The sequence below is a fragment of the Hominibacterium faecale genome, from assembly GCF_020734085.1.
In the GTDB taxonomy this organism is placed as follows: Bacteria; Bacillota; Clostridia; order Peptostreptococcales; family Anaerovoracaceae; genus Hominibacterium; species Hominibacterium faecale.
In genome coordinates this window covers 431,495-451,513 of the sequence record NZ_JAJAGH010000003.1, presented here as the reverse complement: position 1 = coordinate 451,513, position 20,019 = coordinate 431,495, and the positions used below count along the sequence as shown (strand labels likewise).

The following is a 20,019-nucleotide window of genomic DNA, read 5'->3' as shown; positions in this document are numbered from 1 at the left end:
GTTTCGCTGAAATTAAGAAAAACAAGGTCTCGTTCAGTGCCCAGAAATTCCTTTTCACATATTGGAAACACGTTTGATCTCCTTTCAATCACCTTGATCCCACATCGGTTTTCTTGGAAAACCGATGTGGTAGGTAATACGCTCCATAGTCAGCTGGTGTTCTCCCACCATGTAGCTTCCTATAGAAATATCTTTTGACAGAATAATGCCTTTAGGATAGTCGTTCAGACATCGATTCAGAAGCATAATCTGCTGTTTTCTTGCCTCTTCGGACAAAGGCGCATTGGGATTGATCCCGCCTATGGTCACTAGTTTGACATACCGGATATCCGCCGGCATTGGTCTTTGTTCCTCACCTTTATTCACTTCCGCCCTCCGGCAGCTGCGACGCTGAATTGTTCATAATGGCATTATTATACTCATTCTTCTTGTCCTGCAAGGTCTTTTTAACTATTTCCGCCTTTGTCTGGGCATCCACGGCATCGGCCTGAGCCGCTGCCATCTGGCTGTAGTAGGTTCCCTCGGTGTACGGTACGATTTCATTGCTGCTATTAACGCCTTTCAGTCCGAACGTATCGGAAACGCTTCCTTCTTTAGCAGTTCCTGCCGCAGCTAACATTTGAACGACTCGTCCGGCACTGTTTTGGAACTCGGCCCAGCTCTGATTCAGCTTGTCCAAATTTGCGGAATACTGTTGTCTTTTTGTTTCATCTTCCTCACCATCTACCAGCGCTACCAGCTGGGCCTGGAAGGCTTTCTGCTGCGTTGATCCTGCGGTTTTCAGCTGGGCGATACGATTGTCCAGCGCCCCCTGGGCTGCGCTGGATGTGTTCTCCAGCTGCATCATTTCCTGACGCATTTGTTTGATCCGCTCTGTCCTTGCTTTTCTTTCCGCGGAAAGGTCCTGACCGTTGGCATCTTTTGGCGTTGAACCCACTAAAGCCGGGCATACAGAGGCTGCCATCATATCCAAGACCCTCGCCAAGCCTTCAGGAGTACCGTGATTGGTTGCGCGGACATCCACATGGTATTTCGCAGAATTATCCGAGCTCCTGGTATTGGAACTATGGGAACTGACGCTTCCTGAAATGGATACTTTAAAAATCCCTAGATTCAGCGACCCCGTGGCCGATGCCGAAAGATCCGTGGCTGATTCACTTTTCATGCTCTCCTTTACTTCCATGTCAAACAGGATATTGACCTCGTCCACCTGCAGATTGGGAATCGGAGTAATCGCCAGCAGGGGAACATCGACCTTCATCTCATCCAAATTGGTCGTGCCGTCATCATTAAAACTTTTCTGTTCATATTTAAAGGCTGCGGTCCGCAGATTTCCTTCTCCGTCAAAACCAACCTTGTTAATAAATTCAGCGGTACTGTTTGCAAGAGCCAGACTGGCATCCGCCGTTGCAGAAAGCGGCCCGCCTATGAGATTTTTCATATCCAATCCCGAAAATTGATCACCTATTGCCATCTTAATTCCTCCTCATCTTTTACTTGCAGTTCTTCCACCCAAAGGGCGCTTTCCCGTGAGAGCCAGAAAAGCAGGAGCATCAGCGGAATCCGTTTCTCCTCCCATGTTAGCCAAAGAACCGATGTATGTTCTGTTTCGTGCTGAATACGGGTCAGGCAGTCACAAAGAAGTCTTAAATTCAGCACTTCCTCTAGTTTTCCGTTCAACCCATGTCCTCCTCCGTTAAGCGGATTTCCAGTTTTAGAATCTGCTCCTTCAGCCGCATAAGATCCTCCATAATTTTCTCCTGCAGTCCCTTATATTTCTCTCGATCAAACTGGAAGCCGTCTGCCCTCTCTTCACAGCCGGATAATTCTTGAAGTTTTTCTTGACTTTCCATGGCTTCCTCAATTCTCTGATAAAGGGCATTCAACTTTTTCTCCTGATTTTTCAACTTTTCCCTCTGCTTTGCCAGCTGATTAAACTGTTCATCCCGCGCCGCTCCTTCCGGTGATAAAGGTATGGAGTCCAGCCGTTTGGCTACCGGCGCCGAATTTAAAAGGTCGGTTATGCGCAGCAGGCCTTCCAGGGGCGAAATGGATCGGACTTTCATTTTATATGTTACCTTCGGCAGGAAGTCCGTTTCTCTCTGTTCCGGCGCACAGATACGGGCTTTAATTTTTTGTCCGTCTTCGGGGTCATCCGTGATCTGTATCTCCGTAGAAAAGTCCAGTTCTGCCTTTTCTATATTGAGATTACTAACCGGGATCAGAGAGAGCAACGGCACCTTCATTTGAAGCGTTTCCAGACTGCAGCCTTCATCCGGTTGGGATTTTAACTGGTTATAGGCTATATTGAGACTATTGAGATAAATAACTTCCTCCGGCCCAATTTGTTTCACCGTTCCCATGCTGCGGATGGCGTCAATGGCAGAGCTATGGAGCTGCATATTGGAATGAGACAGCGCCCCAAGAGGCGCATAGAGAAGTTCGTCCAGCTCCAAAAACTGTTTGTCCGTGATTACAGGCTTTTTTCTTCTAGCGCCTGCCGGCACTTCTACTTTTGAGTCCATCAGACGGTTTTATCCACATAGCTGGTGTTTTCCCAATATTGCGCCGTGATCCCATTTCTTTGGTAAACCAAGCTATTATAAGGTATAATTTGTAAATTTCCGTCTGCATCATCTGGATCTGCCACAATCAGTTCAAATTGACCGGGATCTCCCATGCTGCTATCATCTGAAGGTCTGCTGCCCGGATCCTGTGCGCAGCGGGCGCCAATGATCACAATCCAGTGTCCGTTGGGTACTGATAACTTAGGCGTCCGATTGCTTTTGCGTCTCGTTCCCACACAAGAAAGCAGCGGGATACCATCATAAATTGCCTGCATAATTTCATAAAAATCCGGTACCGAATGATCGTCCGTATTAGAGCCGCGTCCTGCAAAGAGCAGAATAGTCGGAGCTGAACCCTGTCCATTCCAGTTCAGCACCTTTCCAGTTTCTTTGTGGTAGTTTGCCGCCAGGTTTGGATCCGCAGCTTCAAGCGCCGTTTTAAAATCTGTTTCTGAGTTCCATTGAGTGGTTCCATCCTGATGCCGATAATAGTTATCGATCATCATGGAAGTGCAAATCCAGCAGCTATCTGAGCCCACCTGGTGTTTTGCGGTAAAGCCGTCTAATTGTTTGATAAACATAATTATACCTTCTTTCTCAAGTTTTGGAAATAAGTTTTTCGTAATTCTATTGTACTACCGCCGCTTCCCTTTTTAACAAAAGGGAAGCGGCGTTCGCATCAGAATAATGATGCGAACGCCGCTTCCCTTTGTCAAGTTTTATTTTATAGTTTCACTAGTGATATTCTATTTTTTCTCCAGACTCATCCCTTTACAAAGGCCCCTTCCTTCATGATCACCTCCATATGATCAGTGGAAACAGCCTTCATATCTTCCGCCGGATTTCCGTCAAGCACCAGCAAATCGGCAAATTTTCCTTCCTCCAGAGTGCCGGTAATGTCATCGATCCGAAGCATTTCAGCGCCGTTTTTAGTCGCTGCCACCAGCACCTCCATGTTGGTCATTCCTGCCTTATTGAGAGCATACATCTCCGTAATCGCATACTTCCCGTAGGGAGTCAAAGTACTGCAGAAGGAATCCGAACCCACAGTAATGCGGATGCCTTTCTGATTGGCATTGAGCAGGTTGTCGGTAATTCGGTTCAGCTCTTTTTCCGCCGTCGTTTCTCCTGGATACTGATCGTGAATCGGACGGTACGGCGGTTCATAAACAGTAAACCATTCTGTAAAGAACTGATAGGTCGGGCAGAAGGTGATGTCCTTTTCCTTCATAATCTCCAGGCATTCTTCGTTCAGTTCCTGGCCGTGGATGATAACGGAAACACCCGCTTTGCAGGAATTGAGGGCTCCTTCGTAGCCTTCGGCATGGGACCAGACCGGAAGTCCGATCATATTGCTTTCATCTACCACAGCTTGAATTTCTTCCATCGTGTAATGGGAATCCGCCTTTGCATCGTGCCTCCAGATTCCGCCGCCGGTGGACCAGATTTTTATAGCGTCCGGATTCTCGCGGATTCTGCGGCGAATTGCCTTACGCAGTTCCCACGGGCCGTCCACCCGCTCCGCCCAGGGGTGTGACGCCTCATTGTATTCCAAAGGCAGTTTATGAGAATCGCCATGGCCGGCAGTCCTGCAGAATCCAACTCCAGCGGTCACAGTTCTCGGACCTGGGACAACGCCCGCTTCAATCATATCTCTGATATAAGGGCCAAAACGGGAGATTTCGCCTACGGAGGTCAGACCGTTTTCCAGCGCTTCTCTGGCCTGAGCCACAGCTACTACCGCTTTCTGGAAGATCGGCTCCATGACCCATTCCGTATCGTTATCGCTCAGGTTTCCGCTGTAGTGAAGATGTGTGTCGATCAGTCCCGGCATGATCGTCTTGCCGGAAATGTCCCGCACCTGGTAGCTGCCGTCAAACTCCTTTTTCGGGCCCGCATAAGCGATCTTTTTGTCTTCCACCAGCACCAATGAATCTTTTACAGGTTCTCCGCCGTTGCCGTCAATCAGAAGCCCGTTTACAAAAGCGATTTTCATAACATCCTCCTTATTATCTTGCATTTATATTGATATATTTTGCTTTAGTCTTACTATACATGATTTTCTGGCTTCCGTACAGCCCATAATAGCCGGAAAGCATATAGCTGATGCTGCAGGCGATACCGAAAAAGATTAAACCCTGAGCGCCAAAGAGCTCAATCCCCAGCAAAATCGATGCTACCGGACTGTTAACCACCGCACAAAAGGTAGCGATCAGGCCGATAGCCGCTGCAAATCCAGGCTCCAGCCCCAAAAGGCTTCCAACCCAGCATCCCATCGTTGAGCCGATGAAGAAAGTCGGTACAATCTCTCCGCCTTTAAACCCTGCTCCAAGGGTAATAGCAGTAAACAGAATTTTAACCAGGAAGGCCCACCAATCCGCATGTCCGTCCAACGCCTGAAAGATCACTCCCATGCCCGATCCGTTATAATTTCCCGATGGAAACAGCATTGATAGCCCAACCAAAATCACTCCTCCTGCTAAAATGCGCAAATACGGATTGCGGAACAGTTTTTCAAAACCGTCGTCAATGCGATCCATGGTAAAGATATAGACAATGCTGATCACAGCGCAGCAAACGCCTAGGACTGCTACACGCAGGACAGGAAAGAGTCCCAAGTCCGGTATTGCCAGCACTTTTTCAATCTCCAGATCAAAGCCAAAATAGCCGGAAATACTGTATGCTACCAACGCGGAAACCAGACAAGGCACCAGGCCGGAATAATAGATGACGCCCACGCTAATCACTTCCAGCGCAAAGAACACAGAAGTCAGCGGCGTTCCGAAGAGGGCGGCGAAGACGCCGCTCATGCCGCTGAGTACGATCAGCGACATATCCTTTTCGTCCAAACGGAATAGTTTTCCCACGTGGGTGCCGATGCTGCCTCCCAGCTGGAGCGCCGCGCCTTCACGGCCGGCAGATCCGCCCAAAAGGTGGGTGATGACTGTACTGATAAAAATCAGCGGCCCCAGGATAACCGGCACCTCTTCTTCGGCCCGAACCGACCCGATTACCCGGTCAGTTCCGATGGGGGATTTGATCCCGCAAAGCTGGTAACAGCTCACAATCAAAAGCCCGCCCAGCGGCAGCAAGAAAATCAGCCAGGGATTCGCCTGCCTCAAGACATTGGAGTTCTCTACCGAAAGGCGGAAGAGCGTTCCCACCCCTCCGCTGATGACGCCAACGACGCCGGCAATCAGCAGCCACTTGAAAAAGCTCTTTATAAAAATACGAACATATTTAATTCTGCTTTTTATTTTATATTTTAATCGATTTTTCACTTTGACAACACATCCGCCAGATGATAAAGGTCCGCGTTAAAGGGCCGTTTTATGGTGAGGGCTTTTTCCAAATCATAAGCGACAATCTCGCTGCCGCAGATACCAATGGCCTTGCTGCTCTCATCATCATAAAGGAGTTCCACGGCTTTACTGGCTGTTCTGCTGGCCAGCATCCGGTCCTTTGCCGTAGGTGAACCGCCTCTCTGAAGGTAAGCCAGAATTACCACTCTGGTTTCCTTTCCTGTTTTTTCTTCTACAAGCTGGGCCAGTTCCTTAGCATCCACGCCAACGCCTTCCGCCTTCATGATGATGTCGTGCATCTTTCCCCGGTTCTTTCCTTGTATGATCTTTCGGCAGACTTTATTAATATCAAAGGGCATCTCCGGCACCAGAATATTGTCGGCGCCGCCGGTGAGTCCGGCGTAAAGGGCGATGTCGCCGCAGTGCCGGCCCATTACTTCGATCACAGTAGCCCGCTCATGGGAAGAAGAGGTGTCGCGGATGTTGGACACTGCAGATAGCACCGTATTGACCGCCGTATCAAACCCGATGGTAAAGTCAGTATAGCCCAGATCATTATCAATAGTTCCCGGAAGGCCCATCACCGTAATCCCTCTCTGGGAAAGCTCCAGACCGCCTCGAAAAGAGCCGTCTCCGCCGATGACCACGATTCCCTCAATGCCGAAAGCAGACAGTACATTAATAGCATGCTTCTGCCCTTCCTCCGTCTTAAAACGTTCACTTCTAGCCGTTCGAAGGATGGTTCCGCCCCTGTGTAGGATATCCCCCACCGAGGACATATCCATTTCTTTGATCGCTCCATCGATCAATCCTTCATATCCTCTTTGTATGCCGTAGACTTCCATTCCTCGGTCCAGTCCGCAGCGTACGACGGCCCGTACCGCCGCATTCATTCCCGGAGCATCTCCTCCGCTCGTCAGTACTCCTATTCGCTTCATGTCTCCGCCTCCTTATATTTTCAGATTTTCTGCGCCGATCAACTCAGAAACGCTCTCACAGAAAGTTTCATTGGCGTCGACCCAAAGATCCGGTTTTGTTTTCATTGCCTTTCCTGTCTTGCCGAGATAAATGATGACCGGCGTGCTGCCTTTATACTGGGCCAGAATCTCCCGAATCTGTTCCAGCCCCTTTTCCATATGGTCCGGGATCCGAATTTTGACTACGTTTTGGGCCGCCATCCTGGCTCCCCGGCTGTTTTCCCGCAGATCCAGCACTTCATTTGCCAGGAGTTTGGGCAGTTCTCCTTCCTTAAAATTAATCGTTCCTTTGACAACAATGAGCGAATCCTCCTGAATCAATTGGGAGCACCGCTCATATACGTTGGGAAACACCACCACTTCCACATTTCCGTAAAGATCTTCCATATCGACAAATGCCATCATTTTATTGCTGCGGGTCACCAGCGTCTTTTTACTGTTGATGATGCCGGCCATGGTTGCCCGCATACCGTCAAAGAGCACCGGTCCATTTCCGGCAGCGGCAGCAGCTCCGGTCTCTTCTTGGTCGGCTGCATGGGCCAGATCTTCGGCCGTAACGTCGATCAATTTTTGAATCTGCTCTTCATAATCTTTCAAAGGATGATCGGAAATATACACACCCAGCATTTCTTTTTCCATACTGCTCAAAAGTTCTCTGGGGAAGTTAGCTGTCTCAGGCAGCCGCGCTGAGGCCTCTTCCAGTTCCATCTGTTCCGCGTTCAGCTGAAAAAGCGACATCTGACCTTCAATATTTTTTCGTGAATCATTCTGTGCAGACTCGATCAAACTTTCATAAACGGCCATATGGGCAGCTCGATTTTCATTGAGACTGTCCAGCGCTCCCGCCTTAATCAGGCTTTCCACCGCCTTTTTATTGACCTCATGGATATCCACATTACTGATGAACTGAAAAATATCCTTAGGCGCTCCTTTTTCTTCCCGCGCCTTGATGATAGCCTCGATCGCGCCCTCTCCAACGTTTTTGACACCCAAGAGTCCAAAGCGGATTTTCCCATCTTTGACCGTAAATTTTTTGCCGCTTTCGTTGATATCCGGCGGCAGGACTTGAATTCCCATCTCCGTACAGTTGCGTATATATTTGGCGATGGAACTGGAATCCCCCATGACGCTGGTCATGAGAGCAGCCATGAATTCCACCGGATAGTAGGCTTTCAGATAGGCCGTTTCGTATGCGATCACCGCATAGGCCGCAGCATGAGATTTGTTGAACGCATATTCGGCAAAGCTTACCATCTGATTAAAGATTTCTTCGGCAATCTTTTCCGGTATGCCGTTGCGTACACATCCGCTGATCTCCACATTGCCGTCCTCATCTTCTTTACCGTGAATGAAATACTCCTTTTCCTGGAGCATGACTTCCATCTTTTTCTTGCCCATTGCCCGGCGTACAAGGTCAGACCTGCCATAGGTATATCCGCCCAAATCACGGACAATCTGCATAACCTGCTCCTGATAAATCAGACAGCCGTAGGTAACTGATAAAATCGGCTGTAAACTTTCGTGAATATAGGTGATCTGATCAGGATGCTTCTTGTTCTCGATGTAAGTGGGTATGGAAGCCATAGGGCCCGGCCGGTATAGGGCTACGCCCGCCACGATATCTTCAAAGCAGTCCGGCTTGAGATTTTTCATAAACTGGGTCATACCGCCGCTCTCCAGCTGAAAGATCCCTTGAGTATTTCCCTTGGCAATGACGTCATAGGCTTTGGGATCGTCGTAGTTCATCTTGGAAAAATCAATCGTCTTTCCATAATTAGCTTCGATCATTTCTAAAGCATCTCGGATCACGGTCAGATTTCTCAGGCCCAAAAAGTCCATTTTTAAAAGCCCCAGCTCTTCAATCGTGGTCATAGTAAATTGTGTCGAAACGCCTTTGTCGGAAAGATACAGCGGAACGTATTCATCGATACTTTTCTTTGAAATTACAACGCCTGCGGCATGGGTAGAGGCATGGCGCGGCATACCCTCCAGCGCCTTGGCCATATCTAATACCTGACGGACTTTTTCATCCCTTTCATAAGAAGCCTTTAGTTCCGGATTCATAGCAAGGGCTTTATCGATGGTCATTTTCAGGTCAAAGGGAATTGCTTTGGCAATGGCATCGGTCTCAGGATAGCTCACATTAAGCGCACGGCCCACGTCACGGACAGCAGCCTTTGCTTTCATGGTTCCAAAAGTGATGATCTGTGAGACCTTATCTTCCCCGTATTTCTCAATAACGTAGTCGATAACCTCCTGCCGCCTTTCATAGCAGAAGTCAATATCGATATCCGGCATGCTGATTCGCTCCGGATTTAAAAAACGCTCGAAAATCAAACGATAGCGAATGGGATCGATATCCGTAATCTTGAGCACGTAAGAAACAATGCTCCCGGCCGCTGAGCCTCGCCCCGGCCCCACCATAATCTTATTGCGTTTGGCGTAGTTGATGAAATCCCATACAATAAGAAAATACTCCACATATCCCATTTTTTCGATGATGGATAATTCGTATTCCATCCGTTCCTTAAGGGCTGCCATATCGGCGTCTTGCTGATCTGCGTAACGTTCTTCCAATCCCTGCCGGCAAAGTTCCCTCAGATACTGTTGATTGGTTTTTCCTTCAGGCGCCGTAAATTCCGGCAGATGAAGATGCCCGAACTCAAAGGTGACGTCGCACTGCTGGGCCACCCTTGCTGTGTTGTCACAGGCTTCCGGGAAGTTGGCGAAGATTTTGCGCATCTCCTCCTCGGATTTGAGGTAAAACTGGTCGTTGGGGAAGCGCATCCGGTCTTCTTCATCGACGGTGGCAGCTGTCTGGATGCAAAGGAGGACATCGTGGGCCTTTGCGTCCTCTCTGCGCACATAATGGACATCGTTGGTGGCCACGAACGGAATCCCCGTTTCCTCGTGGAGCCGGACCATATCGGGCAGGATCGCCGCCTCTTCCTCCAGACCCTGGTCCTGCAGTTCCAGGTAGAAGTTTTCTTCTCCGAAGATATCCCGAAGTGCCAGCGCTTCTTCCTTGGCTCCTTCGTAATCCCGATTTAACAGCTTTCGCTGCACATCGCCGGCCAGACAGGCTGACAATGCGATGATCCCTTCACTGTGCTGCCTCAGCACTTCTTTATCAATACGTGGTTTGTAGTAAAATCCCTGGACAAAGCCTGCTGATACGATTTTGATCAGATTCTGATAGCCCTGATTGTTTTTGGCCAGCAGCACCAGATGCCCCTGGTATTTGTCCTTATCCACGTCTTTATCCGCCATGGTTCTGGCCGCGGTGTATACTTCACAGCCGATGATCGGCTTTATCCCCTTATCCAGGCATTCCCGATAAAAATCAATGACCCCGAACATGACTCCGTGGTCCGTAATCGCCACTGATTCCATGCCCAGCTCCTTTGCCCTTGCCACCAAATCTTTGATCCTGGCGGCGCCGTCCAATAGACTATATTCTGTATGTACATGCAAATGTGTAAATGCCATTTATTTCTCCCAATCCTTACAAAAATATGCGATCCATTTTATTTTACCATAAAATACGAAAAATGCTTTCAAAAATGCATAAAATATTGTAAAATATTGAGGTTGCGAGGTACTAGTAATTATGAAAAAATTTTTAATCCCACTTATTATTGTACTCTGTTTGGCCGGAGGCGGCTTTGCCGTATGGAATGTCCTCGAGGCCAACGTTTTTTCTGTTGACCAGTTTCCGCAGAAGACCACGATCAACGGCGTCGACTGCAGCGGCTTGACAACAGAAAAAGCCAAAGAAAAACTTATCAAGGAATGGAATAGCAAGGTGTTCAGCTTCACCAGGCAAAGTAAAGAGTTAGGCGCCATTTCGGATTTGCATTTTGATTATGACATTGACAATGAAATCGCCAGTGTCAAAAAAGACCATTTTTTCAGCGCTGCGCTCAATTACTTTTTTCATGCTGATTTTGATGTCTCGATGGACATGACAGTGAAAAAAGTCAATAAGGCCTTTAAAAAAGAGTTGAAAAGCGCTGATTATCTGAAAGAAAGCGGTGATCCGGTGGAGACGAAGGATGCATATGTGGACCTGTCTTCGGAGGATTTTAAGATTGTTCCGGAAGTACAAGGCAATAACATCGATTATGATATTCTGCTGAAAAAGATCACCGGCCTGATTGCCAAAAATCAGTTCACGCTTGAATACAAGGCATCCGACTTTTATCAAAAACCTAAGGTGACCTCGGACAGTCAAGAGATCAAAGAACGCCAGGAATTCTGCAAAAAATACTTAACTTCAAAAGTGACTTATCTTATGGGCAAGGACGAAGTCAAGATTCCGCCGGAAGAGCTGGAGAAGATCTTTGATATCGAGATGGTGGAAAGCGGCGCTCCCAGCGAGTCTGAGAAGGATGAAGCTGAAAAATCCGCCGCCAAAGTCACAGTTGATGAGGATGCGGTCCGCAGTTATGTGAAAAAATTTGCAAAAGAATATAACACTCTGGGCAAAACTCGTGAATTCACGTCCCTCAGCGGACGTAAGATTAAGGTGTCTGGCGGCGACTACGGCTGGGCGCTCAGCGTGGATAAGGAAACGGAGCAGCTGATCAAAGACTTGAAAAGCGGCGAGGAAGTAAAGCGGGAACCCATTTGGCTGATGACCGGTTTTACGGATTATAACAAAGAGGATGATATCGGAAGTACATATGTGGAAGTTTCTCTGGCAGAGCAGCATCTGTGGTATTTTAAAGACGGAAAAGAGCTGGTCGATTGCCCGGTTGTCACAGGGAATGTTCTATCCGGCTATAACACGCCCGCCGGTTCTTTCAGTCTCACTTACAAGCAGAGAGGCGCGACACTGAAAGGCAATAACGCTGATGGTACCTCTTATTCGAGTCCGGTTTCCTATTGGATGCCGTTTTACGGCAATTATGGAATGCATGATGCATCGTGGCGCGGAGCCTTCGGCGGCAGCATTTATCGTGGCGGCGGCAGCCACGGCTGCGTCAATATGCCGGTGGCTTCAGCAAAAAAGCTGTTTAACAATTTGGCCAGCAAGGGTACGCCGGTCATTGTTCACTGGTAAGAAAAAGGAAGGAAAGCTGTTTGCTTTGTCGATGCGAACAGCTTTTTTAGACCGAAGGCCTTTTCCAAAAGAACTTTGCTGTAACCGATGGTGCACAGACACCATGTAACGATCTCTAAGGTTTCTACTTCTATAAGCGTTGGGATTAAGCATGGGTAAAAATGAAATTTCAGTAAAAATTCCCCAACTCCGTAGAAAAGACCGGCGTTTTTGCCTTTTCTGAATTTATAAACGCTTCCATGTTCCCTGCCGTTGACATCAATTCTTTTACGAGTGCCAGTTTTTCATCCATTGTGTAGCCGCATTGACAGTTCATTCGTATTTTCTTTACGGTCTCATTTTCAAATTTGTTTTCTAAGCGGCACATGGTAACATTCACCCACTCTGGATTGGTTTCTCTATTTACTGGTTCTTCACTACCGTAGACTACTTCGCTCGCAGATTTGACAGATTTCTAAATTACGTTTTCTTGAATTTTTCTGACTTTGATCAATTTTGCATCGTTTAATAAACCCATAAGTGCTTTCACCAGCCTCTTCCATGAAGATTCGACTGAAGTGATAGTATGATATATAAAACTGAGCAGCTACCGTATCAAGGGATAAATCTTCGTGAAAATGCTGAATTATATCATCAATGCTTTGATTGACAAGTTGTTTTTATCCATAGCTCTTCATCTCCATTTGACTATTATACATCCTGCTATAACCTCTCTTCTAGCTTTGAAGTTCCTTTATTGTAGAATTTTTTGCTAGCTCAGTCTATACTTAGCTTTATTCACAAAAGGACTATTGCAACCATTCGCTTTTTATGGCAAAATCAAGGACATAGATAAAAAAGAAAGGACTGAGGCAAGCATGTACGATTATCACACACACACAGCATTTTCTGATGACTGTGATGTTCCAATGGAGGAAATGCTCTTAGGCGCAGTAAAATTCGGTATTAAGGAGCTTGCGATAACAGATCACTACGACCCCGGATACGAAGATCCTGAGTTTCCTTTCACCCTTGATTTTGAAGAGTATTATAAGGCTCTTAGGGATGCGGAAAAACAATACCAGGGCCGGCTGTCCATCATCAAAGGAATGGAGATCGGCATCATGGAGACACAGTTTGCGGAATGCCGCCGAGCTGTCCGCGATTTCCCCTATGACATCATCATAGGTTCGTTTCACTGCCTGGGAAAGGATGATCTTTACCGCTACGATTTTTCTCAAGTAGATGGACCTATCAAGCTTGAAGAATTCTATACCTATGTCAACCGTTGTCTGAAAGAATATAAGGACTACGACATCGCCGGACACCTGACGATTATTGACCGTTATATTGGTAAGATCTACGATTACAAACCATATATGGATATTTTCGAAGATACACTCAAGACGATCATTTACGATGGAAAAGGATTGGAAATAAACACTTCCAGCTTTAAATACGAGACCGGCATCTGGCTGCCGCGCAAAGAGATCTTAAAGCTCTACAAAGAGCTTGGCGGTGAAATCCTTACCTTTGGTTCTGATTCTCACGATCCTTCTCATTTTATGGATCACTTTGCGGAAGCCCACGAACTAGCAAAAGATTTGGGTTTCAAGTATCAATGTACCTTTCGAAAACGAAAGCCAGAATTTCATAAGCTGTAAGATGGGCACTTGGTGCGCTGTCAAAATGTAAATTACTTCCTTTTATATTCGAAACGCAGCAATTTGGAAGCGATGTCCATATAAATTCCGCCTTCTTGCGCAGAATCAGCTCCAAAATCATACAGTTAAACCCATATTTGTGCAAATTTATATGTATGATTCCTGAAAACAAAGCAAACTAGTCTTTAAGCAAAATCAATAATGGTAAAATGTGGTAATTTTCTATGGACATTCACTCTCGTTTTACCCATTTCGAATATAAATCAGCAAAATAAATGCAAACTGGCCACACCAACACTAGTGCGAATGGGAAGCAAACATAAAATTCCTAGGTCTTTCGCACCAAGTATGAACACTCTTACTATCTTAAAACCTACCGAATATGTACATTGGGCTCAAAACATGGTATACTATGAGCAAAATAGTATGAAAAAAGCTATAAAATGTACTATTATGCAGTCGCATCCCCATACGGGGTGCGTGGATTGAAATATTTAGTCCTGGGGGAAAGGATTTTGGAGAGCACGTCGCATCCCCATACGGGGTGCGTGGATTGAAATCCTAACAGCGCATTAATCGCCTTGATGATCGGCGTAGTCGCATCCCCATACGGGGTGCGTGGATTGAAATTACTCCTACAATTTTGACGATTGGCATATTATCATGTCGCATCCCCATACGGGGTGCGTGGATTGAAATAAAGACATCTATTTTATATTTTATCATTGGCTGTGTCGCATCCCCATACGGGGTGCGTGGATTGAAAGACTCGAAAAGAAGAGTCTTTAAAGGGAGTTAAAAGGCACATCTCCATACGAGATACGTGGATTGAAATTATCACTATCATATTATCACATACCCTTTTCCAGTCGCATCCCCAGGGGCATGTATGAAATTCCGCCCTCCCCGCCAAAACAGGATCAGAACCGTGTTATTTAACCCCTTTGAATTCAGATCACGCAAAAAACAGGCCTGCAGGAAAGCAGCACCCGTTTTTCGCATGTATCATTTTTATGTTATCACAAGTTTTACTTAATGCATTCAGCCAGCACCTCGAGGAATTTGTCGCAATCCTCGGGGTAAATTTCACCCATGTTGGCAACCTGGAACATACCCATTTCCACGTATTTGCCCTTGCCGCTGTAAACCACGTAGCCCTTTTCTTCCATTGCTTCCAGGAACTTGTTCAGATCCTTGCCTTCCGGCAGGAACACGGAAGTTACCGTATTGGCCATGTGCTCAGAAAGCAGCAGCTTCAGCCCCATAGCCTCCATGCCTTTTCTCAGGATTCCCGCGCACTGTGCATACCGATTCAGCTGATGCTCCACGCCTTCTTCAAGAATGTTGGTCAATGCCTGATTGAGCGCCCAGAACAGATTCACATTAGGCGTGTTGGGAGTCTGGTTTTTCGTCACTGCACTCTGGTAATGTTTTGCCAGATTCAGATAAACATTCTTGCCCATTTCCGGCGTCAGTGTTTCAAAGGCTTCTTTCTTTCCGCAGATGTATGCGGATCCTGGGAATGCTCCCAGACACTTTCCGCCTACGGAAGTAGCGAAGGTAATATTAAAATCTACAATGTCGATATATTCACCTGCTGCCGCAGAGACACAGTCGACAAAATACCACTTGTTGTATTTTTTGCAGAGCTGTCCCACTTCTTTCACCGGATTAATCATGCCGGTTGAGGTTTCGTGACATACCATAGCTACCACCTTTACCTTGGGGTTGGCCTTAATCAATTCTTCAATTTTGGAAACATCCGGATAATCACCCCACTCAAAAGATGCATCCACATATGGGATTTGATATTTTTCAATGATTTCCTGCAGTCTTTCACCGAAAACACCGTTTCTGACCAGCAGCACTTCTTCGCCTTCCTTAAAAATAGAAGACAGAACAGTCTCGTTGGAAGAAGTCCCGGATCCGGAAATAATAACGGACTGATAAGAATCGTCGGCGTTGAACAGCTGATTGATCTTCTTCACCGTATCAGCGAACAGAGCTTCAAATTCCGCTCCCCTGTGGCAGATATCATAGTGCATCATGGCTTCGCGCACATTGTCCTTTACCATGATCGGTCCCGGACTGAATAACATTGGTTTACTCATTTTAAATTCTCCTTTCAGAATCCTATAATCTCATTTAAATCGGGCCTTCAATCTTCGACCCAGTTCTTTGCCCGCTCAACGGCTTTGTGCCAGTTATAGAGCAATGTTTCCCGTTCATCCACACTCATTTTCGGTTCATAGCGTTTGCTCAATTTCCAGTTATTCGCAAGCTCGCTCATAGAACCAAAATCACCAATTCCCAGTGCGGCCAGATAAGCTGCGCCAAGAGGCGTGGTATCATTAATGGCCGGCACATCCACCGGAATTCCCAGAATATCCGCCTGGAACTGCATTAAAAATTGATTTACAACTGCTCCCCCATCCACACGCATGATCTGGATGGGGATGCTGGCATCCATATTCATCACATCCAAATTATCTTTTACCTGGTAAGCCGTCGCTTCCAGCGTTGCCCGCACGATCTGCTCCCTTGTAGTACCGCCGGTAATACCGATTATCGTGCCTCTGGCATAAGAATCCCAATGAGGAGCAGCAAGGCCAGCAAAGGCCGGTACAAAGTAAACGCCGCCGTTGGATTTGGCGTCGTATGCCATCTGTTCCGTCTCTTTGGCATCCTTGATGATCTTAATTCCGTCTCTCAGCCACTGGGTTGCTGCTCCGGTGATATAAATGCCGCCGTCCAGGGCAAAGGTCATCTTTTTATCGATGCTCCAGGCCACCGTAGTCAACAGACCGTTTTTAGAATAGACCGGCTTATCGCCCGTATTCATCAGCATGAAACACCCTGTCCCGTACGTGCATTTTATAGCTCCCGGAGAGTAGCACGCCTGTCCGAACAGTGCCGCCTGCTGGTCCACGATGGAGCCGGAGATAGGAATAGATGCTCCAAAGAAATCCAAAGGATCAGTATTTCCGTATACCATGGAGCTGTCGCAGATAGTCGGCAGAATACTTTTATCGATTTCGAAGATGTCTAGGATATCCTGATCCCACTTACCCGTATGTATATTCATCAGCATAGTACGGGATGCCGTCGAAGCGTCGGTGATATGCACTCTGCCGTGGGTCATTTTCCAGATAACCCAAGAGTCCAGCGTTCCTGCCAGAATTTTGCCTGCCTTGATTTTATCCTTCACTCCGTCAACATGTTCGATAATCCATTTAATCTTGGTAGCGCTGAAATAGGCATCGATCATCAATCCGGTTTTTTCCCGAATCTGCACGCCGTACTCTTCCGTCAAACTATCGGCATATCTGGCCGTCCGCCGATCCTGCCAGACAATGGCGTTATAAACGGGAACGCCCGTGTCCTTATCCCAAAGCATAACCGTTTCGCCCTGATTGTCGATTCCAATGCAGGCGATTTCCTCCGGCTTTGCTCCTGCGATGTCCAGAGCCATTCTGATGGAACCCAGAACGCCGTCCCAAATCTCCATGGGATCATGTTCAACCCAGCCCGGATTGGGATAATGCTGATGGTGTTCTTTGTATCCTCTGGCCACCAGATTCCACTTTTCGTCCAGTAGGAGGGTCGTCGTCCCTGTCGTACCCTGGTCCATACCCAGGTAATACTTCTTCGTCATTGTTTTCCAACCTTTCTCTGTTAATTTAATACTAAATATGGATCGATTTTATTGTAATCCAAACAGGAGAAGCCGTGTTTTCTCAAGGTTCCTGACGAACAGTGGAGGAACCGTTTATAGCACCTATTCATGTGAGCATGATCGAAAAAGCCGCTGTCCAGAGCCAGGTTGATCAACGGCTCATAGTTGGAACTGTCCGAAAGCTTTTGCAGGGAATTTTGCAGACGCATGATCTCGCAATAGATCTTGGGTGAAACACCTACATACTTCTCAAATACTTTTCCCAAATAACGTTCACTATATCCGGTCTCGATTCCCAGCTCGCTGACTTTGATATTTCCATGCTTTTCATAAATGCGGTCCGTACAATAGCGAATCAGGTAACTGGAATCGTCTTCTTTCATTCTGATTCGGATCAGCTTGGATAAAAGCATCGCCTTTTCTTGTACCGGCAAGTCTTTACATGCGGCCGACACGATCTGCTCTCCGTTTTTCATATATTCCTTGATATCGTATACCGTATTGGTGAGACTGCTGGCATGCTCATGGAGGATCATAGCGGTGGCGCTGGGCTGAAATTTAAGCATCAGCAGCAATTCTCCCGGCCTTAGTTCAATTTTTTTTATCTCATCGATGGCCCCGCAAAGCTTGCCCTTCATATCCTCTTCTCTTCCGTAAAACACCATGGCTATGCAGCCATCCGGAATCACCGGCAGGGTAATGTTATGAAGTACATTGCACTTTACGGCAAAGATATCCGACACAGCTGTATAAAGAGGATGACCGAAATTGACATCAATCCCAATCGGCTGACAATTTTCATCATCTACTTTGAACGGCTTATAATCGGAGCGCCTTTCGGCAGAAGCCAAATGTTGTTTGTCGCTGATAAAAAATGACATAATATTCCCCTTTAAATCGTTTTAGTAAAAATCGGAACCTCACTTTTTATATTTTAATCATAACACTAACAAATATTTTGGTCAACTTCCGATTTATGCTAGTACAATTCCTTAAGAAAAAATTAAAATAGAGGAGGTAAAACAAAGCGTTACATTCGCAGAGAAGGATTTGTTTGGAAGTTTGAAATAGTAATGTGAGGTTACTGTTTTACTCCGTTCTGCTTTTTTCGAATGTATTTTTTTGATTTTACATTCAACACCATTGTCATTATTATAGACAAATTTATATCTTTTTCACATTTTTAGGAGGTTATTTTTATGGACGAGAAAAAAGGATTAGTCCGGGAACTTGGACTGCCTGAATGCGTCACCATTACCGCCGGAGCGGTTATAGGCGTAGGCCTGTTTACCGTAGGTTCCTCACAGGTAGGCGCCATGGGCAGCTCGGTCATCATCGCATCCGTTATCGCTTTTCTAATGGTATTATGGCCTGCCGCCATCTACGGCGAACTGGGAGCTACCCTTCCCTTGTCAGGCGGTACCTATTCATTTGCTAAAAGAGCCATCAACTGGCCGGTAGCCATCTTCTGCAGCTGGCACTATACCATCGCTCAGATCGGTATCGCCGGCGGTGAAGCACTGGCCTTCGCCAGCTACTTTACATACCTGTTGAACGCCCTTGGCGCAGGATTCGTCATCGATTCGAGAATTCTTGGTTCGGCACTGATGATCCTCTTTACCATCATCAATTACAGAGGCATCAAGTTCTCCGGAAGATGGCAGAACGGCTTTATGTTCTTCTTCTGGGCCGCATCCTTCGTTTGGATGATCATGGTTATGAAGAATCTGGACTTTTCCAATTTCGCGCCGATCTTCTCAGGCATCCCGACCGAATTCACTGCACTTGCAAAATGCATCGTTATGGTATGGTGGTGCTTCGCCGGATTTGAAACCTGCGTAGGCATGGGCGCGGAAGTTAAATTTCCCCAGATCACACTGCCCAGAGCACTGACTCTGTCGCCGTTCATCGTATTTGCTGTAAACGCGTTATTCCAGTTCTTCCTGGTTGGTCTGACTCCTCTGGCTGGACAGCACCTTCTGGAAACTGCAGATGCTCCTTTTGTTGAAGGTATGACGCAGGCAGGTATCGTCGGCTTCCCGTTTATACTGCTGTGCCTTGGCATCACCTTCGGCGGAGACTTCAGCTCCATGGTACCATGTACCGCAGGCGCTGCGAGATATATGTATATCATGGCTGTTGACGGATGTTTCCCCAAAGTATTCGCAAAGGTTCATCCGAAATTCAGAAGCCCCTATGTTTCCGTAATTGTCGTAGGTGTGGTTGGTATTCTTCTGATTTCAACAGGTTCCATCGTAATCATCTCTGCCATGTGCGCATTCTCACAAATGCTGTGCTATATTATCGGATATCTGTCCTACCTGCTGCTGTACAAGAAAGAGCCGGATCTTCACAGACCATGGCATGCTCCTGCCGGTAAATTCGGGGCTGTTGTGAGCATTATTCTTTACGCAGCACTGTCCATCCTGGCCATTGACTGGACGGCCATCTGGTGGAACATCGGGCTGTCAGTAATCTGTATTCTCTACATTCTGATCTTTGTAAGGAACAGACCGATTCCGGAAGAAGCCATTGACGAAGAACTGCTGGCTCTCAAGACAAAGGATCCTTCACCGGAAGAAAAGGCCAAGCTGGACGCTCAGTACAAGAGATGGAGAATAATCGCTTATATCTTCTTCGCTGTTGCGGTTGTGCTGTTCATCTTCGGCTCCACCTTATCCTAAAAAGCAAACTTTTCAAAACCACTATATAACGACTTAAATACAAAAGAGATCGCTCCTTTCGGGAAAGGTCTCTTTTGTATTGCTCATTATTTGGAAAAATTATTT

At 46.8% G+C, this 20,019-nt stretch carries 15 protein-coding genes, 1 pseudogene and 1 CRISPR repeat array; of the genes and pseudogenes, 3 read left to right on the top strand and 13 right to left on the bottom strand.

Annotated features, from left to right (window positions below; genetic code table 11):
• Positions 1-84: 84 nt before the first annotated feature.
• The 9 genes from LG211_RS04855 to LG211_RS04815 all read right to left on the bottom strand — a co-directional run bounded on the left by LG211_RS04855 (position 85) and on the right by LG211_RS04815 (position 10,335).
• A complete protein-coding gene (locus tag LG211_RS04855; protein ID WP_227755273.1) occupies positions 85-366 on the bottom strand; it encodes a hypothetical protein in 282 nt (93 codons plus the stop codon).
• A complete protein-coding gene (locus tag LG211_RS04850) occupies positions 359-1,474 on the bottom strand; it encodes a DUF2589 domain-containing protein (RefSeq protein WP_227755274.1) in 1,116 nt (371 codons plus the stop codon). The genes LG211_RS04855 and LG211_RS04850 overlap by 8 nt, the downstream gene beginning before the upstream one ends.
• On the bottom strand, positions 1,465-1,680 hold the full coding sequence (locus LG211_RS04845) for a hypothetical protein (RefSeq protein WP_227755275.1): 216 nt from the start codon (positions 1,678-1,680) through the stop codon (positions 1,465-1,467). Before LG211_RS04845 ends, LG211_RS04850 begins: the two co-directional genes overlap by 10 nt.
• A complete protein-coding gene (locus LG211_RS04840) occupies positions 1,677-2,525 on the bottom strand; it encodes a DUF2589 domain-containing protein (protein WP_227755276.1) in 849 nt (282 codons plus the stop codon). The genes LG211_RS04845 and LG211_RS04840 overlap by 4 nt, the downstream gene beginning before the upstream one ends.
• The gene (locus LG211_RS04835; protein ID WP_227755277.1) at positions 2,525-3,148 is read right to left on the bottom strand and encodes a hypothetical protein; all 624 of its coding nucleotides are present in this window, start codon (positions 3,146-3,148) and stop codon (positions 2,525-2,527) included. Before LG211_RS04835 ends, LG211_RS04840 begins: the two co-directional genes overlap by 1 nt.
• Positions 3,149-3,330: 182 nt before the next feature.
• Positions 3,331-4,563 carry a metal-dependent hydrolase family protein gene (locus tag LG211_RS04830; RefSeq protein WP_269477071.1) on the bottom strand — a complete coding sequence of 411 codons (1,233 nt, stop codon included), beginning with the start codon at positions 4,561-4,563 and terminating at the stop codon, positions 3,331-3,333.
• A gap of 13 nt (positions 4,564-4,576) precedes the next feature.
• Complete coding sequence (locus LG211_RS04825; protein ID WP_148394885.1) at positions 4,577-5,848, bottom strand: chloride channel protein; 1,272 nt, start codon at positions 5,846-5,848, stop codon at positions 4,577-4,579.
• The gene (pfkA, locus tag LG211_RS04820; RefSeq protein ID WP_148394883.1) at positions 5,845-6,807 is read right to left on the bottom strand and encodes a 6-phosphofructokinase; all 963 of its coding nucleotides are present in this window, start codon (positions 6,805-6,807) and stop codon (positions 5,845-5,847) included. Before pfkA ends, LG211_RS04825 begins: the two co-directional genes overlap by 4 nt.
• Before the next feature lie 12 nt (positions 6,808-6,819).
• On the bottom strand, positions 6,820-10,335 hold the full coding sequence (locus LG211_RS04815) for a DNA polymerase III subunit alpha (RefSeq protein WP_148394881.1): 3,516 nt from the start codon (positions 10,333-10,335) through the stop codon (positions 6,820-6,822).
• Between the two features lie 121 nt (positions 10,336-10,456).
• Between LG211_RS04815 and LG211_RS04810 the strand changes: the two genes are divergently transcribed.
• Positions 10,457-11,911, top strand: coding sequence for a L,D-transpeptidase family protein (locus LG211_RS04810; RefSeq protein ID WP_253019600.1), 1,455 nt, complete (start codon positions 10,457-10,459; stop codon positions 11,909-11,911).
• On the opposite strand, the pseudogene LG211_RS04805 reads toward LG211_RS04810, so the two are convergent.
• Positions 11,902-12,344 (bottom strand): annotated as a pseudogene (locus LG211_RS04805) (DUF6144 family protein); the annotation flags it as partial. The gene LG211_RS04810 and the pseudogene LG211_RS04805 sit on opposite strands and share 10 nt — an antisense overlap.
• 424 nt (positions 12,345-12,768) lie before the next feature.
• Between LG211_RS04805 and LG211_RS04800 the strand changes: the two are divergent.
• On the top strand, positions 12,769-13,554 hold the full coding sequence (locus LG211_RS04800; RefSeq protein ID WP_148394877.1) for a histidinol-phosphatase HisJ family protein: 786 nt from the start codon (positions 12,769-12,771) through the stop codon (positions 13,552-13,554).
• Between the two features lie 458 nt (positions 13,555-14,012).
• Positions 14,013-14,389: direct repeats of the CRISPR family, unit length 34 nt; unit sequence GTCGCATCCCCATACGGGGTGCGTGGATTGAAAT.
• A gap of 193 nt (positions 14,390-14,582) precedes the next feature.
• Here LG211_RS04800 and LG211_RS04795 read toward each other — a convergent pair.
• The 3 genes from LG211_RS04795 to LG211_RS04785 are packed head-to-tail and all read right to left on the bottom strand — an operon-like array spanning position 14,583 to position 18,111.
• A complete protein-coding gene (locus LG211_RS04795; RefSeq protein WP_148394875.1) occupies positions 14,583-15,665 on the bottom strand; it encodes a pyridoxal-phosphate-dependent aminotransferase family protein in 1,083 nt (360 codons plus the stop codon).
• Positions 15,666-15,712: 47 nt separating this feature from the next.
• Positions 15,713-17,209, bottom strand: a complete 1,497-nt coding sequence (gene glpK / locus LG211_RS04790) for a glycerol kinase GlpK (RefSeq protein WP_148394873.1) — start codon at positions 17,207-17,209, stop codon at positions 15,713-15,715.
• 20 nt (positions 17,210-17,229) lie between these two features.
• Positions 17,230-18,111: a helix-turn-helix domain-containing protein gene (locus tag LG211_RS04785; protein ID WP_269477070.1), complete on the bottom strand. Its 882-nt coding sequence runs from the start codon at positions 18,109-18,111 to the stop codon at positions 17,230-17,232.
• 318 nt (positions 18,112-18,429) lie between these two features.
• On the opposite strand from LG211_RS04785, the gene LG211_RS04780 reads away from it, so the two are divergent.
• Positions 18,430-19,914 (top strand): APC family permease, encoded by a 1,485-nt coding sequence (locus tag LG211_RS04780; RefSeq protein WP_148394869.1) that lies wholly within the window; start codon positions 18,430-18,432, stop codon positions 19,912-19,914.
• Positions 19,915-20,019 lie beyond the last annotated feature (105 nt).

Bases quoted from the DNA above. Each gene is read 5' to 3' on its own strand.
- LG211_RS04850 (WP_227755274.1), bottom strand. From the start codon at position 1,474: ATGGCAATAGGTGATCAATTTTCGGGATTGGATATGAAAAATCTCATA.
- LG211_RS04840 (WP_227755276.1), bottom strand. From the start codon at position 2,525: ATGGACTCAAAAGTAGAAGTGCCGGCAGGCGCTAGAAGAAAAAAGCCT.
- LG211_RS04835 (WP_227755277.1), bottom strand. From the start codon at position 3,148: ATGTTTATCAAACAATTAGACGGCTTTACCGCAAAACACCAGGTGGGC.
- LG211_RS04830 (WP_269477071.1), bottom strand. From the start codon at position 4,563: ATGAAAATCGCTTTTGTAAACGGGCTTCTGATTGACGGCAACGGCGGA.
- pfkA (WP_148394883.1), bottom strand. From the start codon at position 6,807: ATGAAGCGAATAGGAGTACTGACGAGCGGAGGAGATGCTCCGGGAATG.
- LG211_RS04815 (WP_148394881.1), bottom strand. From the start codon at position 10,335: ATGGCATTTACACATTTGCATGTACATACAGAATATAGTCTATTGGAC.
- LG211_RS04810 (WP_253019600.1), top strand. From the start codon at position 10,457: ATGAAAAAATTTTTAATCCCACTTATTATTGTACTCTGTTTGGCCGGA.
- LG211_RS04800 (WP_148394877.1), top strand. From the start codon at position 12,769: ATGTACGATTATCACACACACACAGCATTTTCTGATGACTGTGATGTT.
- LG211_RS04795 (WP_148394875.1), bottom strand. From the start codon at position 15,665: ATGAGTAAACCAATGTTATTCAGTCCGGGACCGATCATGGTAAAGGAC.
- glpK (WP_148394873.1), bottom strand. From the start codon at position 17,209: ATGACGAAGAAGTATTACCTGGGTATGGACCAGGGTACGACAGGGACG.
- LG211_RS04785 (WP_269477070.1), bottom strand. From the start codon at position 18,111: ATGTCATTTTTTATCAGCGACAAACAACATTTGGCTTCTGCCGAAAGG.
- LG211_RS04780 (WP_148394869.1), top strand. From the start codon at position 18,430: ATGGACGAGAAAAAAGGATTAGTCCGGGAACTTGGACTGCCTGAATGC.